The sequence below is a fragment of the Streptomyces sp. NBC_01717 genome (assembly GCF_036248255.1).
In the GTDB taxonomy this organism is placed as follows: domain Bacteria; phylum Actinomycetota; class Actinomycetes; order Streptomycetales; family Streptomycetaceae; genus Streptomyces.
On sequence record NZ_CP109178.1, the window covers coordinates 694,969 to 709,755 of the forward strand.

At 68.6% G+C, this 14,787-nt stretch carries 14 protein-coding genes; 7 read left to right on the forward strand and 7 right to left on the reverse strand.

Annotation, left to right across the window (positions count from 1 at the left end; genetic code table 11):
- Nucleotides 1-53 precede the first annotated feature (53 nt).
- Complete coding sequence (locus OHB49_RS03425) at nt 54-878, forward strand: alpha/beta fold hydrolase (RefSeq protein ID WP_329157789.1); 825 nt, start codon at nt 54-56, stop codon at nt 876-878.
- Nucleotides 879-1,046: 168 nt separating this feature from the next.
- Here OHB49_RS03425 and OHB49_RS03430 read toward each other — a convergent pair whose 3' ends face one another.
- From OHB49_RS03430 to OHB49_RS03455, 6 genes are all read right to left on the reverse strand, one after another.
- A complete protein-coding gene (locus tag OHB49_RS03430; RefSeq protein WP_329157790.1) occupies nt 1,047-2,831 on the reverse strand; it encodes an MOSC and FAD-binding oxidoreductase domain-containing protein in 1,785 nt (594 codons plus the stop codon).
- Between the two features lie 781 nt (nt 2,832-3,612).
- Nucleotides 3,613-4,065: a MarR family transcriptional regulator gene (locus tag OHB49_RS03435; protein WP_329157792.1), complete on the reverse strand. Its 453-nt coding sequence runs from the start codon at nt 4,063-4,065 to the stop codon at nt 3,613-3,615.
- Nucleotides 4,062-4,556, reverse strand: a complete 495-nt coding sequence (locus OHB49_RS03440; protein WP_329157794.1) for a MarR family winged helix-turn-helix transcriptional regulator — start codon at nt 4,554-4,556, stop codon at nt 4,062-4,064. Before OHB49_RS03440 ends, OHB49_RS03435 begins: the two co-directional genes overlap by 4 nt.
- 250 nt (nt 4,557-4,806) lie before the next feature.
- On the reverse strand, nt 4,807-5,505 hold the full coding sequence (locus OHB49_RS03445) for a hypothetical protein (protein WP_329157796.1): 699 nt from the start codon (nt 5,503-5,505) through the stop codon (nt 4,807-4,809).
- A 773-nt stretch (nt 5,506-6,278) separates the two neighbouring features.
- A complete protein-coding gene (locus tag OHB49_RS03450) occupies nt 6,279-6,938 on the reverse strand; it encodes a response regulator transcription factor (RefSeq protein ID WP_329157798.1) in 660 nt (219 codons plus the stop codon).
- Nucleotides 6,939-6,940: 2 nt separating this feature from the next.
- A complete protein-coding gene (locus OHB49_RS03455; protein ID WP_329166343.1) occupies nt 6,941-7,888 on the reverse strand; it encodes a HAMP domain-containing sensor histidine kinase in 948 nt (315 codons plus the stop codon).
- Between the two features lie 272 nt (nt 7,889-8,160).
- Here OHB49_RS03455 and OHB49_RS03460 point away from each other — a divergent pair, with 272 nt between their 5' ends.
- The 4 genes from OHB49_RS03460 to OHB49_RS03475 all read left to right on the forward strand — a co-directional run bounded on the left by OHB49_RS03460 (nt 8,161) and on the right by OHB49_RS03475 (nt 12,112).
- A complete protein-coding gene (locus tag OHB49_RS03460) occupies nt 8,161-8,445 on the forward strand; it encodes a hypothetical protein (protein WP_329157799.1) in 285 nt (94 codons plus the stop codon).
- Between the two features lie 137 nt (nt 8,446-8,582).
- Nucleotides 8,583-9,890 carry a cation:proton antiporter gene (locus OHB49_RS03465; protein WP_329157801.1) on the forward strand — a complete coding sequence of 436 codons (1,308 nt, stop codon included), beginning with the start codon at nt 8,583-8,585 and terminating at the stop codon, nt 9,888-9,890.
- Nucleotides 9,891-10,249: 359 nt separating this feature from the next.
- Complete coding sequence (locus OHB49_RS03470) at nt 10,250-11,674, forward strand: MFS transporter (RefSeq protein ID WP_329157802.1); 1,425 nt, start codon at nt 10,250-10,252, stop codon at nt 11,672-11,674.
- Nucleotides 11,675-11,905: 231 nt separating this feature from the next.
- Nucleotides 11,906-12,112 carry a DUF5988 family protein gene (locus OHB49_RS03475; protein ID WP_313940859.1) on the forward strand — a complete coding sequence of 69 codons (207 nt, stop codon included), beginning with the start codon at nt 11,906-11,908 and terminating at the stop codon, nt 12,110-12,112.
- Nucleotides 12,113-12,344: 232 nt separating this feature from the next.
- Here OHB49_RS03475 and OHB49_RS03480 read toward each other — a convergent pair whose 3' ends face one another.
- The gene (locus OHB49_RS03480; protein WP_329157805.1) at nt 12,345-12,785 is read right to left on the reverse strand and encodes a protein-tyrosine phosphatase family protein; all 441 of its coding nucleotides are present in this window, start codon (nt 12,783-12,785) and stop codon (nt 12,345-12,347) included.
- A 333-nt stretch (nt 12,786-13,118) separates the two neighbouring features.
- On the opposite strand from OHB49_RS03480, the gene OHB49_RS03485 reads away from it, so the two are divergent.
- Both OHB49_RS03485 and OHB49_RS03490 read left to right on the forward strand, forming a co-directional pair.
- Nucleotides 13,119-13,520 carry a YciI family protein gene (locus OHB49_RS03485; RefSeq protein WP_313940857.1) on the forward strand — a complete coding sequence of 134 codons (402 nt, stop codon included), beginning with the start codon at nt 13,119-13,121 and terminating at the stop codon, nt 13,518-13,520.
- The gene (locus OHB49_RS03490; RefSeq protein WP_329157807.1) at nt 13,517-14,767 is read left to right on the forward strand and encodes an RNA polymerase sigma factor; all 1,251 of its coding nucleotides are present in this window, start codon (nt 13,517-13,519) and stop codon (nt 14,765-14,767) included. Before OHB49_RS03485 ends, OHB49_RS03490 begins: the two co-directional genes overlap by 4 nt.
- Nucleotides 14,768-14,787 lie beyond the last annotated feature (20 nt).

Consider the following 14,787-nt stretch of genomic DNA (forward strand, 5'->3'; position numbering starts at 1 on the left):
GCGTGGTCTCAGCGGCCCCCGCGGACGGCGACACTTCAGGTGCGAAACCCACCGTGGTTTTGGTACACGGCGCGTTCGCGGACGGCTCCAGCTGGGACGAGGTCATCTCGCGGCTCGAGCGCAGCGGATATACCGTCATCGCGCCCGCCAACCCACTGCGCGGCCTGTACAACGACTCCACGTACATCGCCTCCGTGCTCAACAGCATCAAGGGTCCGGTCGTGCTGGTGGGCCATTCCTACGGCGGCGCTGTGATCAGCTCGGCCGCGGCCGGCAACCCCCAGGTGAAGTCGCTGGTCTACGTGTCGGCTCTGATGCCCGACGTGGGCGAGAGCGGCATGTCCCTTGCCGCACGGTTCCCCAGCGAACTGAGCACCGCCACCAGGTCCGTCCCGTACCGCGAGAGCGGCCGGAGCGGGACCGACCTGTACCTCAAGCGCGACAAGGTCCGCCAGGTCTTCGCCGCCGACCTGCCCGAGAGCGAGGCCAATCTGCTGGGGGTCACCCAGCGGCCCGTCGCTACGACTGCTTTCTCCGAGAAGGCCAAGGTCGCAGCCTGGAAGAGCATCCCGTCCTGGGCACTCGTCGGTCGGCAGGACAAGACCATCAACCCGGAGCAGGAGCGATTCCAGGCGAAGCGCGCCGGTGCGCACACGGTGGAGATCAACTCCTCGCATGTGTCCTTGATCGCCCACCCCGAGGCGGTCACCGACCTGATCCTGCAGGCGGCCGGGGGTTCCTCCTCCGCCCAACCGTCCTTGGCGACCACCGGGTCCGTGTATGACGCCCGCGTCGAGGCCGGCATCGCCGGTGCGTCCCTGGTGGTCGGCACAGGTGCCGTCCTCCTCGGCCGCCGGCTTCGACGCCGCCTCCCCTGACGGCGCACCGGGGCAGCGCAACACCTGGTGGGCGGCCGATGACGGCCCGAAGTCGGGGAGTCGGCCGCCCGGGGAGCCACGGTGTCTCAGGGCTTCCGGGACAGGTCCTGGATGCCTCGCAGGCAGAAGTGCCCGGTCACGACCAAACCGCGGCGGCAGCAGCGAGAGTCAGAGATCGAGGATGAGATCCGTGGGTGGCTGTGAGCAGCAGATGAGCGCGTTGCCCTCGGCCGGTAGGTCGATGGGGTCGGGAGAGTAGTCGACACGGCCGGAGACGACTGCGGTCTCACAGGTGTGACAGACACCGGTGCGGCACGACCACTGCACGGGGACGTCGCATGCCTCGGCGAGTTCCAGGAGTGTGCCGTAGCCGGCGTCCCAGGGAACGGTCAGACCGCTGCGGGCGAACGAGACGGATGGGCCGGTGCCAGGTCCAGGTGGATGAGCGGGCAGATGGGGGGCCGGCGCATCGGTCGGGACCACTCCGGGCGTGATCGCAGTCACGGACCCAAAGGTCTCTGTGTGGATCCGTGCAGGGTCCAGGCCGCAGTTCACGAGTGCTTTTGTCATGTCGTCCATGAACGCCACCGGACCGCAGATGTAGGCGTTCGCGCCGGGCGGGAATTCAAGGTCCTCGAGCAGCTGAGCGGTGAGCCGGCCGGTGGAGGTGTAGTCGTCGCCGAGACGGTCGTCGTCCCGCGGCCGGCTGTAGGAGACATGCCGTCGGCCGGACGGAAGGCGGGACAGCAGGGTGCGTGCTTCGTGAGCGAAAGGATGCTCCGTGCCGTCCCGGGCTCCGTGCACCCACCACACCGGGCGGGGATCGAGGTTGTCGGCCAGTGCATGGAGCATGGCGAGCACCGGGGTGGCCCCGACGCCGGCGGAGACCAGCACGATGGCCGCCTCGTCCTCGGCGAGGGTGAATGTGCCCCGCGGGGCAGCCACATCCAGGACGTCCTCGACCGCGACGTGTTGATGCAAGTAACTGCTGGCCACGCCATGGGGTTCCTGTTTGACGCTGATCCGGTATCGCACGTCTCCGGGGCGCCCGGACAGGGAATAGCTGCGGATGACCGGCGCGCCCTGCGGATCGGGGCGCATCCGGACCGTGACGAACTGGCCGGGCAGCGCCGCGGGAAGCGGACTGCCGTCGGTGGCAGCGAGGGTGAGGGAGAAGATGCTCCTGCTCTCCGGAGCGATGTCCGTGACCACCAGGGGACGGAAGCCCGGCCAGGCCGGCGGCGGGCTGGTCGCGGCGGACGTCAGGCCCGTATTGCCTCCCGTACTGCCTGTTGACCGGCCCTTCGAGTCGTAGTCGTCCAGGAGCGACTGCATGGAAGTCTTCCAGCCGGGGCTGAGCGCGGGAATGCGGAGCGCCCGTTCCACCTGAGAACGCGAGCGCCCGGGTTTGTAGAGGACGGCGTCGATCTCCGCGACGGTCATGGCTTCCGGCCCCGTGGAGACTTTGACGATCTCGTCTCCGGCCTGGACGAATCCCTCGGCCAGCACCTTGAAGTAGAAGCCTGGGCGTCCATGGGCGACCAGCAGGGCAGGCATCTGCGGTTCGTCCATGCGAAGGCCTACGCGGTAGCAAGTCACCCGGGGCTGCGTTACTTCGAACAGCGCGTCGCCGATGCGGTACTGGTCGCCGATGCACACTTCGTCGTCGGGCAGGCCGTCCACGGTGAAGTTCTCGCCGAACTGGCCATGAGTGAAATCGTCGCGGTGCAGGTGCCTCTGCCAGTGCCGATAAGAGTCCACCTGGTACACCAGCACTGCCCGGTACGGACCGCCGTGACCGGCAAGGTCGCCCTGGCCGTCGCCGTCGATGTTCAGTTTCCTGACCATCCGCGGGCCCGTGACCGGCTGCTTCCACACACCCGTATGCGTCACTCGGCCCTTCCAGGGAACATCCCGGGGCATCCCGACATTCACGGCGATGAGCGTGGCCATCGGTGCATCTCCCTGGTCGAGCGGACCACCCCCACTGGTGCCACGCTAATACGCCGACTTTCGATGGTGAGTCAGGACACGTGACGCAACGCCATGCACTGAGGTCCTTTTGGCCGCGTGGTATCCATCGCGGCGGTGGAGCCCGGTTTCGCTCTCAGGGGCTGGTTGCAGCATGGGGCAGCGCTGAGATGAACTCCTCCGTGGCGAGGATGGCGTGGGCGTGGGCGGGAGCGTTGAGTTCGGACGTCGCTTGCATCTCCTCAGGGCGGAAGACGGCGATGGCGTCCATGACCAGCGGGACGTGATAGCGACGCTCCCCGTCGACTTGGCATGTGGTGGCCGATCATCACGAGCGTCTGCCATCGCTGCCCATGGATATCGACGCGCAGGGACGAGGGCCCGTCAGCCGTCCGCGGCCTACCCGTTCAGCTCAAGTACCGGCCCTGTCAGCGCAGCTCGCGCGGGCAGCCAGGGCAGCGTGGAGGTGGAGCCCGTCCGGGAGTCCTTCGCACGTCGACCGGGCGGGCCGCCACATCCGAGCCGCAGGTGTCAGATCCTGCGCAGCACGGCCGTTTGCCCGAGGGAGCCGTGTCATCACCGGGATGCGCTCGTACCTCACGGTACGAGACGCCCCTCGCAGGTGATTTCGTCGATCACCCTTTGGCACATCACCCTCAGCGCGAACAGTTCGCCCTCACCGACCAGCCGGCGCGGCCGCGGGCAAGGCGCCGCCAACCGCAACCGACGGTTGGACACTCCACTGATCAGCTCGGTCGGATGGTCAGGCGGCCGGCGCCGCAAGCTCCGCGTTGGCACGCTCGGCGACCAGTGCGAGGACCCGGCCGGCGGCGGCCAGATCCTCGGCGGGTATCCCGCCCCAGATGCGGGCGGTGACGGGGGCGGTCTCCGCGCCGATGGCGGCGATCAGCTCGCGCCCCGCATCCGTGGGGCGAAGGTGCGCGCCGTCCGCGACGAGCAGCTGCTTTGCCAGCAGCTCGTCGAAGGTGGCGCGGATGTCGGCCGGATCAGCCTTGAGCGATCCCCGGACCTGGGTGACGAGATCTTCCGGCGTGTGCGGGGCGTCGGCGGTGACGGCGGCGCGCAGGGCGATCTGCTGCTGGAAAGTCGTGCCGTGCCGGGCCAGGACGCGCTCCAGGACGCCGCGGGCGGCGTAGTGGGCCAGGCCGAGGGCGCGGGCGTCGGCGGTGGGTGCGGTGGGTGCGGTGGTGGTCATGGTGTTGTCCCCTGACTGCTCTCGTCGTTCGGTACGGATGGAGCGAGAGGTGCGTCGAGCAGGGTCGTCAGCTCGTCGGTGAACGCGCGCGTCCGCGGCGCGTCGAGGCCGCCGAGCGGCTCCAGCAACTGCTGAAGCAGCTTTTGGACCACCGCGATGGCCTGCCGCGTGACGGACTGCCCCTGCTCGGTGAGGGCCAGCTGCACGGCGCGCGGGTCGCGGGGATCGCGGGTGCGCTCGATCAGGCCGGCCGACTCCAGGGCGCGCGCCAGTTTCGAGACGTACAGCGCCTCCAGGCCGGTGTGGTCGGCGAGTCGGCGCTGACTGGGCCGCTCACCGGCGCGCTGCATGCCGTGCAGCGACGCGACCAGTGAGTACTGCGCGTGAGTGAGGCCCAGCGGAGCCACCGCGCGATCGACCGCGACACGCCACTTGTTGGCGAGCCGCCACACCAGGAAGCCGGGCGTGGGACCCGGTGAACCCTTACTCATGCCGAATAGAGTACATGGCTACTATGTCCATGGCTACTATTTTCTGCGGATCCAGCCCGCCCGTTCCGCCCTGGCCCGCGACGGTCGATGGTGTTGACCGTGCGAAGCGGACGATGCCCGCCCGGCGATCGGTGCACCCTTCGGGCTTGACGCAGAATGCCGGGCGGGCGCACGCCGGAGGGTATCCGCACGACGGAAACCCCGGCCCGATTCCGACGGGCCGGGGTTTCCATGTGGCGCGGTGGCGCGGTTACCACCCGCCGTGGTCGCCGATCACCCGGAAGCTGCCGACGACGCCGTCGTTGAGGAACAGGCCGCCCTGAACGGTGGGCGTCACGACGCCATGAGTGCTGCCGTAGGGACCGACAGTGGCGACAGGAGAGCCGTTGTCGCAGGTCGACCCGCGGTAGACCTCGACGACCTTCCGGCTGTCGTTGCTGATGCTGAAGCTCGAGGAGCCCAGTCCACTGGCCGCGGTGATGCACCCGTCCGCGGCTGCGGAGTACGTCCGGTCGTTGAATTGGATCCTCCCCTCATCCTTGCCGCCGTAGCCACCGCCGTCACCGCCGCCATAGCCACCTCCGTCACCGCCGCCATAGCCACCACCGTCACCGCCGCCGTAGCCGCTGTCGTCTCCGCCGCCGTAGCCACCGCCGTCACCACCGCCGCCGTAACCGCCACGCCCCTCACCCCCGTTGCTCTTACTGCTGTCTTCGCCCAGGGGAGCCGCGGCCGGGGGCGCAGCCTTCTGTGCGGGTGGGGCGGCCTTCGGCGCGGGTGGGGCGGCCTTCGGCGCGGGTGGGGCGGCCTTCGAGACAGGCGGCCGAGACTCCTGGGCGGACGAGGCGGTGTGGGGGGATTCGTCGTTCGAGGCGTAGGTGATGCCGGTGATGGCAAGCACCGCGGCGCCCACTGCAGCGGCGGTCACGGCGACGGTACGCGTGGTCATGTCACTTCTCCCTGTCTCAGAGATGCCGACCGGACAGCCGACCTGCGACGAACGTACTGACAGCTCCTATAACTGTCATATCGGGCATACCTATGGTGTGACACCAGAGGGCCGACCGGGTGTACACGTAGCACTCATCGCACATGGATCCCGCACCTGACATAGCATCAAAAATGTAATAGGGGGTACCTCTAGCGCATTGTTAGGCTTTCCGGGCGGCACATGCCGCCCGCTCACCCTGTCGGCAGCAAGTGGTTGGATCCTCGCAGGGCGAAAACGCACCCACTCCCCCTGAATGACCGTCATCGATGCCCACCCGCTCGCCTCGGCTGGAGCGGCTGCCGAGAGCATCTCTCCGCCTTCATCCGTTCACGCCACACGTTCGCAACGAGGCAGCCGCCGGCCCGGCCGCATGCTGTGGACCTGCCCCGGCCCGGAGAGCCCAGGAGGTCACCCGGCTTTGTCGCCGGCCTCGGCCCGCTCATCGGGAACAGCACAGCCGAAATCCGGACAGCCATCGAACTGCCGATCTACACCGGCCGGCGTCCCGATCAACTCTGGCGTCACTGCAGAGCGGGTGACCACCGTGCAGTTCGACCTGCACGGCCGTCGTGAGCATCAAGGGCGCGTGACTGCCGGTTCAGTGGCAGGGCTCCATGATGATGTCGTCGAACTCCGGGAACTCCTCGGTCGCCGGCTCGATCACTGCAGCCCCCGACCCGCGCCGGTGCCCAGCAGCTGGTCGGCGGCCTACAGGATGGAAGGACTCCGGGTCACGGCTCGATCAGTCCGACTCGGATTGCGTATCGGGTGAGCTCGAGCCGGTCCTTCATACCGAGTTTCTCCAGCAGGTTGGCGCGGTGGCGTTCGACGGTCTTGACGCTGATGACGAGGATGTCGGCGATCTCCTGGGAGGTGTGGCCCTCGGCGACGAGCTTGAGGATTTCTTCCTCCCGGTCGGTGATGGCCTTGGCGGGGATGGTGCCGCCTTCGCGGGCACGGTCGAGGTAGTTGCGGATGAGGGCGTTGACGGCGCCGGGGTAGAGGAACGGTTCGCCGCGCATGGTCGCGCGGCAGGCTTCGACGAGGTCGCGGTCGGCCACGGATTTCAGGACGTAGCCGGAGGCGCCGGCGGCCAGGGCTTCGAAGAAGTACTGCTCGTTGTCGTACATGGTCAGTATGAGGAGGCGCAGGCCGGGCTTGGTGCGGGCGAGTTCGCGGGCGGCCTGCAGGCCGGTCAGGCGGGGCATGGCGATGTCGAGGATGGCCAGGTCGGGCTGGTGGATGCGGGCCGCTTCAACGGCTTCGGCGCCGTCGCCGGCTTCGGCCACGACAGTGAGGTCGGGTTCGCTGTCGAGGATGAGGCGGACTCCACGGCGGACCAGCGCGTGATCGTCGGCGAGAAGGATGCGGGTTTCGGTCGCCTCGGGCATAGTCAGTGGCTCCGATGGGAGGTGGGCACGGTCAGGCGTACTTCGGTGCCCCCGTCGCGGGCGGCATCGAGGGAGAGGCCGGCGCCGACGAGCAGGGCGCGTTCGCGCATGCCGCTGATGCCGGCTCCTTCGGGAGCGCCGTTGATACCGCGGCCGTCGTCGCGGACGCGCAGCTCCACACCCGCGGGGGTGTGCCGGACGGTGAGCTCGACGCGGCGGGCGCCGGCATGGCGGGCGGCGTTGGTCAGGCTCTCCTGTGCGACGCGGTAGAGCACGAGCTCGGTGTCCCGGCTCAGCGGTGGCAGGTCGGCGTCGATGTGGTGGCGTACGGCCAGAGCGGAGCCGGTGAACTCGTTGGCCAGGGCTTTCAGGGCGCTGGTCAGTCCGAGCTCTTCCAGGACGCCGGGGCGCAGACGGCGGGCGATACGGCGGATTTCGTCGAGGCTGGCGCGGGTGGTCTCCTGTACCTGATGGAGTTCTTCGCGTACCGCGGGTGGGACGTGATCGGCGACGCGTTTGAGTTCGAGCAGAACGGCGGTGAGGGTCTGGCCGATCTCGTCGTGGAGTTCCTGGGCGATGCGGTGACGTTCGGCTTCCTGTGCGGACAGGGCGCGGCCGGCGCTGGCGGCACGTTCGGTCTCCAGCCGGTCGAGCATGGTGTTGAACGTCGTGATCAGTTCTGCGACCTCGCCGTGACCGCCGACGGCCGGACGAGTTCCCGGTCGAAGCAGGTCGGTGGTGGTCATGGCGCGGGTGAGGCGTTGCAGCGGGGCGAGGCCGATACGCAGCAGGAGACCATTGGCGATGAGCATCGCGGCCAGTCCCCCGGTGAGGACGGCGGCTTCGGTGAGCAGGACGGGGGTGGAGACGGTGACCGGCCCCAGCAGCAGGGCGGTGGCACCGATCAGCACCACGGCATTGAGCAGGAAGATCCGCCAGAACAAGGGCACCGAGACCGCCTCCGTCCAGTCGCCGTCCTCACCACTGATACCGGCCTGACCTCCCCACCGCCGCACGTGCCCCGGCGGGGGATCTATTCCCGTCATGGTCAGCCTGGGTGCGATGCGCGCTGGTGTCCATCGGTGGCAACACCCATGTGCCGGCCGGTCCGGTGGGGGTCGGCCACCTGGGGAAATGGGTGCCGGCCCCGATGGTGACGGCGGAGGGATCCGTGTGACCGTGGCAGAAACCCCCTGACCTGCCGGACCCGGGAGGAGGAGCCATGGCACGTCCTGGCGACAATCCGCAGCACCATCTCGAGGAGCAGATGGAGCGGAAGGATCTAAATGTCGTGCGCGATCCGGATACAGGGCGCTCGCGCCGACCGCGGGCCGTCCGGCGCAGACCGGCCTGGGTGTTGCTGGCTCTTTCTCTGGCGATGTTGATCACCGGCATGGTGCTGCCGCACGGCCTGCTCCTTGCGGCCGGCCTGGTCACGGCTGGAATGGCGGCGAATCTGTTCACACCTGCGCAGGATCGCACCGAGCCCCGCCCTCGCCTGCCCTGACACCCACCGCCATACCCATCAGCGACAGCGGCCTTCAGACGATCACCAGTGCCTGAAGGACCGCGAGCAAGGGGGACGTATCCGCTCCCGTCACCCTCGACACCCCAGCCTCTCCGTGCTCCCGAAGGTGGTGACCCGTGGGACATGCCGACACCCTGCTCGCCATGGGCGGCGCCTTCCTGGCCGCCGCTGTCCTGGCCCGCCTCGGCAGCCGGATCGGCCTGTCGACCATCCCGCTGTTCATGCTCGCCGGTATTCTCCTCGGCCCCCACACCCCGGGCCTGGTCCTGGTCGAAGACGCACGCGACTTCGACATGCTCTCCGCACTCGGCCTGGTACTGCTGCTGTTCTACCTGGGCCTGGAATTCCATCTCGACGAGATCAGGAGTGGCGGCAGACGCCTGCTGACCGCCGGCGGAATCTATCTGCTGCTGAACGTCGGCGCCGGCCTGGGATTCGGGTTCGCACTGGGCTGGGGTGCGCGGGAAGCCCTCGTACTCGCCGGTGTCCTGGGCATCTCGTCCTCCGCGATCGTCACCAAGATCCTCATCGACCTCGGCCGTATCGCACGCCCGGAGACCCGCCTGATCCTGGGCGTCATCGTCGTGGAGGACATCTTTCTCGCCCTGTATCTCGCCGCTCTACAGCCCATCATCAGCGGGGCCCAGGGCATCACGGAAGCGGTCCTGCAAGCGGGCAAGGCGTTCGGCTTCCTCCTCGTGCTGGCCGCCGCAGCCCGCTACGGCACCCGCCTGATCGGGCGACTGATCACAGTCCGCGACAACGAACTGCTGGTCATCAGCTTCCTCGGAGTCGCAGTCCTCATCGCCGGCGTATCCGAAGTCCTCGGGGTCGCCGACGCCATCGGCGCCTTCATGGTCGGGCTGATCCTCGCGGGAACCCCCTCCGGACCGCGGATCCGCGAACTGGTGCACCCGTTGCGCGACGCCTTCGCAGCCATCTTCTTCTTCGCCTTCGGACTGGCCATCGACCCAGGGGACATCGCTTCCGTCGCCACGCCGGTCGCCGCCGCAGCAGCCCTGACCATCGTCATCAACGTGGCCGCGGGACTGCTCGTGGCCCGCCTCTACCACCACGGCCCCCAGCGCGCCGCGCGAATCGCCACCACCCTCCTGGCACGCGGCGAGTTCGCGCTGATCCTGGCCGCCATGGCCACCAGCGCCGGCCTCGACGGCCGTCTGGCGCCGTTCATCGCCGGCTATGTCCTCGTCCTCGCCGTCCTCGGCCCCGTCGTCGCCGGGCGCGCGCACCTGCTCGCCCATGTCCTTCGAGCGGCGGCCGCCTGTCTGTCCGGCCACCGAGCCCGCACCCGGTTTGCCGCCACCCCGTCGGCCGAGCCGGTACAGGGCGCGTCCGGCATCCGCTCCGACAGCGCCGCCGGCCCGCCGGCACCGACTGAAGTGCCCACCGAAGCGCAGCGGTAGTGCCGGGGAACCGCGGAGCCCGGGCCCCACCGACCGGCTCCGCGGGCCGACGCACCGGTTGGGCCGAACAGCGATGCCGGCCGCACCGGCCATCACCCAACGCGGCGATCCCGCCTTCCATAGGCACCGAGCGCAGCTGACGTTCACCCTCGAAGGCGGCTAACTCCGATGCTGTACGGCAGATTGACGATTCATCAGCAATTGCAGTCCCCGACGAGGGCGGCTCGACCGACGCCACAGGCCATCGTCCGCCGCTTGCCACGCCGAGCTCGCACTGCTAAAAATGCCGCGACATATTTATTTAAGCCCTAAGGTAAATGAGCGGGCGTCATGCGCGCCATGGTGAAGGGACGGTGCCGATGCGGCGCGCGGCATTTGGACGGCTGGGACGTCCTGACGAAGGGACTACGGACCTGAGATCCAAGGCGGGGCGCTGGTACGGCGTCCTCACCTTCACCGTCGTCGTGGCCATCTCCTATGTCGACCGGGTCAACATCTCGGTGCTCATCACCGACAACGCCTTCCTGGACAGGTTCGGACTGGCCGGCGACCGGGTGGCCCAGGGGGCTCTGATGACGGTCTTCCTGCTCGGTTACGGTCTCGCCGCCTTCGTGCTCACGCCGGTGTACGAGACACTGCTCGGGGTGCGGCGGGGGCTCGTGGTGAGCGTGGCCACCTGGGCGGTGCTCACGTTCGTCTCGCCATGGATCGGCAGCCTGTTTCTGCTGCTGGCCGTGCGATGCCTGCTCGGGGCCGCGGAAGGTCCGCTGTTCTCCCTGAAGACGATGTACGTCAAGGACCGGTTCGCCGACGCCGAATTGGGCCGCCCGAACGCGGTCAGCTCGATGGGCGTCTCCCTCGGCACCGCCGTGGGGATGCCGCTGATCACCCTGCTGATCGTGCACTCCGACTGGACCACGTCTTTCCATGCCCTCGGTGCGCTCAACGCGCTTCTCGGCATCCCCCTGGTGCTGTTGTTCATCCGTCCCATGACCGCAGGCAATCGCGGATCAGGTCGCGATCGCGCACAGGACCGGGACGTGGACCGGCAGCCGGAAGACGGACCGATTCCCCCCGATCACCGCCCGCGTGGTTTCGGCATCCTGCTGTCCACCCTGGTCCGTGCCCTGCGAACGCCGCGACTCGGTTGGATCCTGCTGATCGAGATCGCCACTCTGGCCTTCCTGTGGGGCACCGCTTCCTGGCTCCCCTCGTATCTGCTGCAGGAACGACACTTCTCCGCGGCGCAGACCGGCTGGCTCGCTGCGTTGCCGTTCACCGTGAGCCTCGGCTCGGGGCTGCTCGGTGGCCTTTTCATCGACCGCGTCCCGCAGCGACACCTCCCGCTGATGCTGGTGGTCGGCAGCGTCGGGGCGGGTGCGTGCGCCACGCTCGCCGTGGCCGCGACCTCGGCCACCGTCTCGGCAACGGCACTGATCCTCGCCGGTGGATTCTGGGGGCTGCAGGGTCCCGCCATCCCGACCCTCGTGCAGCGCCACGCCCCCGCGGGCAGCGTCGGCAGTGCCTACGGGGTGGTCAACGGCGTCGGCAACCTGGTGTCGGCATTCATGCCGACCCTCATGGGAACGGCAATCGCAACGGACAGCGGACACGGCTTCGCCGCAGGCCTGTCCCTCCTGGTCGTGACGCAGCTGATCACTCTGGTCAGTGCCGTGGTCCTGCTCCTCCGGCACCGGGGTCCGCACGCCGGACAGGGTCTGCCCCTGCCGAGCGCCGGACCTGCGGTCAGGTCCGCGGGGCAGGCGGCCGGCACTGCGCCCTGACGTCGAAGGAGGTGCGCGTGTTCCCGGTACGGTGCGGTGCCCGGACACCTTCTGCCGACGCACGGCTACGACGTAGCCAAACCCGACCGGGCTCAACGAACATGCGGTTCACACACCATCAGCGGCCGTCTCAGCGTGCCCGGTGGCAAACGGCTGTGAGAGAGAATCCCACAGCGAGCATCCTCGGCGCGTCATGAGGAAGCCGAGCCACCCTCCGGGGAAACTCTCGTCATGACCAACGCAGCAAAGGCAGTCCTCGAGGGCGGACCCGACGATCTCCCCGAGCGGATCGTCTCCCTCACCACGCCCGGGACCGACGTCAAGATTCCGTTCCGCGGCGGATACGAACACTTCAAAGCCACAGCACGCCACCAGGAAACCACCGAGGGCGAGCTGCCTGTCTACGAGTGGTGGGAACGCACAGAGATCCCGGGCTGATCACTCCTCACCGCACAGAACCCGGCACCGAACCGTCGGTACGCGGGCACCACGCGACCTGCCTGACCACTTCCGCGGCCGTGATCCCGCCCCCTCACCGACAGGCCACTCATTCACCGCAACGGTGGTGACCCTCACCACCGCCGACACCACTGCACCGAAGTCGGGCAACGGCGGAGGATCAGCGCCCACAACAGCCCCCAGCCGTGGGCGGCGGTCCGTATCCGCGCCCCTACATCTCCTGTACGTCCTGGAAGCGCAGTACGAATCGTCGTTGCCAAGGAGTTTCCACCGCGCGGCGGTGGTAGTGCCGGCGGACGAACGCCACCGCTTGGTCGGCCGGTACTCCGTCGAGGACAGCCATGCATGCCAGCGCTGTTCCCGTCCGCCCGTATCCACCGCCACAGGCAATCTCGACGCGTTCGTTCGCCGCGCGCGTCAGAGCCTCTTCGACGAGGCTCCGCGCCTGCTGACGGTCCGGGAGCCAAAAGTCGGGCCAGCGCAACCACCGAGCATCCCAGGCGGTGGCCGGTGGCTGCTTGCCGAGCAGATACACCGCGAAGGACGGAGTCGGTCCCGGCGGCAGTGGATGACGTAGGCCCCGGCCGCGCACCAGTGCGCCAGAGGGAAACCGAATGATCCCGCTGTCCGTCGAGCTCCAGTTCTCCGCCACGCGAGCAATCTACCGACGGTTGATGGGCAACCGCGGTCACGGGCCTCGAAGTTCTCCTCCGGACCGGCCGAGATGACAGGGTCTCCCGTCAGAACTCCGGGCTCCGGCACAGTGACGGTGGTTCGGCCGCTGCCTGACAGCGCCCGCCCGCGCACACGGGAGGCAAGTCCCCCACCAGTACGGATACGCCGCACCGCCTGATCGGCACACCACCCCGGAAGGGCTGCACCCCTCCCGCAAAAAAATCTTTCGCCGCCGATGTAGAGATCTGCTTTGCTGCTCCGTCCATGGGGTGAGTGCGCCACACTGGGCGCAGCGAACACGGGAGTCGACATGCCGAAGTTCATGCTCATGGTCAACCACGACGGGGGCGTCTTCGAGGAGCCCATGGACCAGTGGGAGCCCGGCGACATCGCAGCGCACTTCAACTACTACGAGGTGCTGACCAAGGAGCTGACCGAGAGTGGCGAAATGGTCCAGTTCATGGCGCTCGCCGACCCGCGGCTGACCAAGATCGTGCGGTCGGACGGCAGTGCGGCGCCGCTGGTGACCGACGGGCCGTTCCCGGAATCGAAGGAAGTGCTGGCCGGGTTCAACGTCTTCGACGTGGAGTCCGAGGCCCGCGCCCTTGAGATCGCGGCGCGAATCTCCGCCGTGCCCGGCCCGGGCGGGGTGCCGACACAACAGCCGGTCGAGGTCCGGCAGGTGATGAGCGACAGCCAGGGCGACCTGTGAGCGGTCTCCACTCCGTCGAGGACCTGTTGCGCTCGCTGGCGCCGCAGGTTCTCGGCGTGCTCGTGCGGCGGATGGGGGACTTCGACGCGTGCGAGGACGCCGTGCAGGAAGCCCTCATCGCCGCCGCCCGGCATTGGCCCGAAGACGGTGTACCCGGCAATCCGCGCGGCTGGCTGCTGCAGACCGCGACGCGGCGATACATCGACCAGGTACGCAGTGAGCAGGCGCGGCAACGGCGCGAGGAGCGCATGGCCCAGGAACCCGCCGCAGGCAGCGTCCCCGCCGGCGACGACACGCTCATGCTTCTGTTCATGTGCTGCCATCCCGCACTCACACCCGCCTCGGCGATCGCACTGACGCTGCGGGCGGTCGGTGGCCTGGCCACCTCCGAGATCGCGGGCGCCTACCTGGTGCCGGAGGCGACCATGGCGCAGCGCATCAGCCGGGCCAAGCAGCGTGTCAAGGCAGCGGGCCCCGGGTTCGAGGTCCCCGAGCCCGGGGCGAAAGGCTGGGCGACGCGGCTGCGTTCCGTCCTGCACGTGCTGTACCTGATGTTCAACGAGGGCTACGCCACCACGTGTGGCCCCGCACTGCACCGCGCCGACCTGTCCGGTGAGGCCATCAGGCTGGCCAGACAGGTACACCGGATCCTTCCCGGCGAGGCCGAAGCAACCGGGCTGCTGGCCCTTATGCTGCTGACCGAGGCCCGCCGCCCCGCCCGAACCAGCACGGACGGGGACCTGGTGCCTCTGACCGAGCAGGACCGCACTCGCTGGGACCGCCGCCTCATCGGCGAAGGCGCCGCACTGCTCGCCACGACGATCGGCGGCGGACCACCTGGCGAATACCGGCTGCAGGCAGCCATCGCAGCCGTCCACGACGACGCCGCACACGCCAAGGACACCGACTGGCCACAGATCCTCGGCCTGTACGGACTGCTCGAAAACGTAGCGGCCAGCCCGGTGGTCACCCTCAACAGGACAGTCCCGGTCGCGATGGTCGAAGGCCCGGGTGCCGCACTCGCGCTTCTCGACGAACTCGACACCGACAACGGACCGCTCCACGGCCACCACCGTGTGCACGCCGTGCGGGCACACCTGCTCGAGATGGCGGGCGACATCCCATCCGCGCTCGTCCACTACCGTGCCGCGGCGGCCCGCACCACCAGCACTCCTGAACAGCGTTACCTGACCGCGAAAGCCGCCCGGCTGCACCACCATACGCGCACGAGCCCCAACTGCGATTGAGCGCCCCAGTTGACCTGCCT

Coding starts and splice junctions, on each gene's coding strand:
- OHB49_RS03430 (WP_329157790.1), bottom strand. CDS start 2,831: ATGGCCACGCTCATCGCCGTGAATGTCGGGATGCCCCGGGATGTTCCC.
- OHB49_RS03435 (WP_329157792.1), bottom strand. CDS start 4,065: ATGACCACCACCGCACCCACCGCACCCACCGCCGACGCCCGCGCCCTC.
- OHB49_RS03440 (WP_329157794.1), bottom strand. CDS start 4,556: ATGAGTAAGGGTTCACCGGGTCCCACGCCCGGCTTCCTGGTGTGGCGG.
- OHB49_RS03445 (WP_329157796.1), bottom strand. CDS start 5,505: ATGACCACGCGTACCGTCGCCGTGACCGCCGCTGCAGTGGGCGCCGCG.
- OHB49_RS03450 (WP_329157798.1), bottom strand. CDS start 6,938: ATGCCCGAGGCGACCGAAACCCGCATCCTTCTCGCCGACGATCACGCG.
- OHB49_RS03460 (WP_329157799.1), top strand. CDS start 8,161: ATGGCACGTCCTGGCGACAATCCGCAGCACCATCTCGAGGAGCAGATG.
- OHB49_RS03470 (WP_329157802.1), top strand. CDS start 10,250: ATGCGGCGCGCGGCATTTGGACGGCTGGGACGTCCTGACGAAGGGACT.
- OHB49_RS03475 (WP_313940859.1), top strand. CDS start 11,906: ATGACCAACGCAGCAAAGGCAGTCCTCGAGGGCGGACCCGACGATCTC.
- OHB49_RS03485 (WP_313940857.1), top strand. CDS start 13,119: ATGCCGAAGTTCATGCTCATGGTCAACCACGACGGGGGCGTCTTCGAG.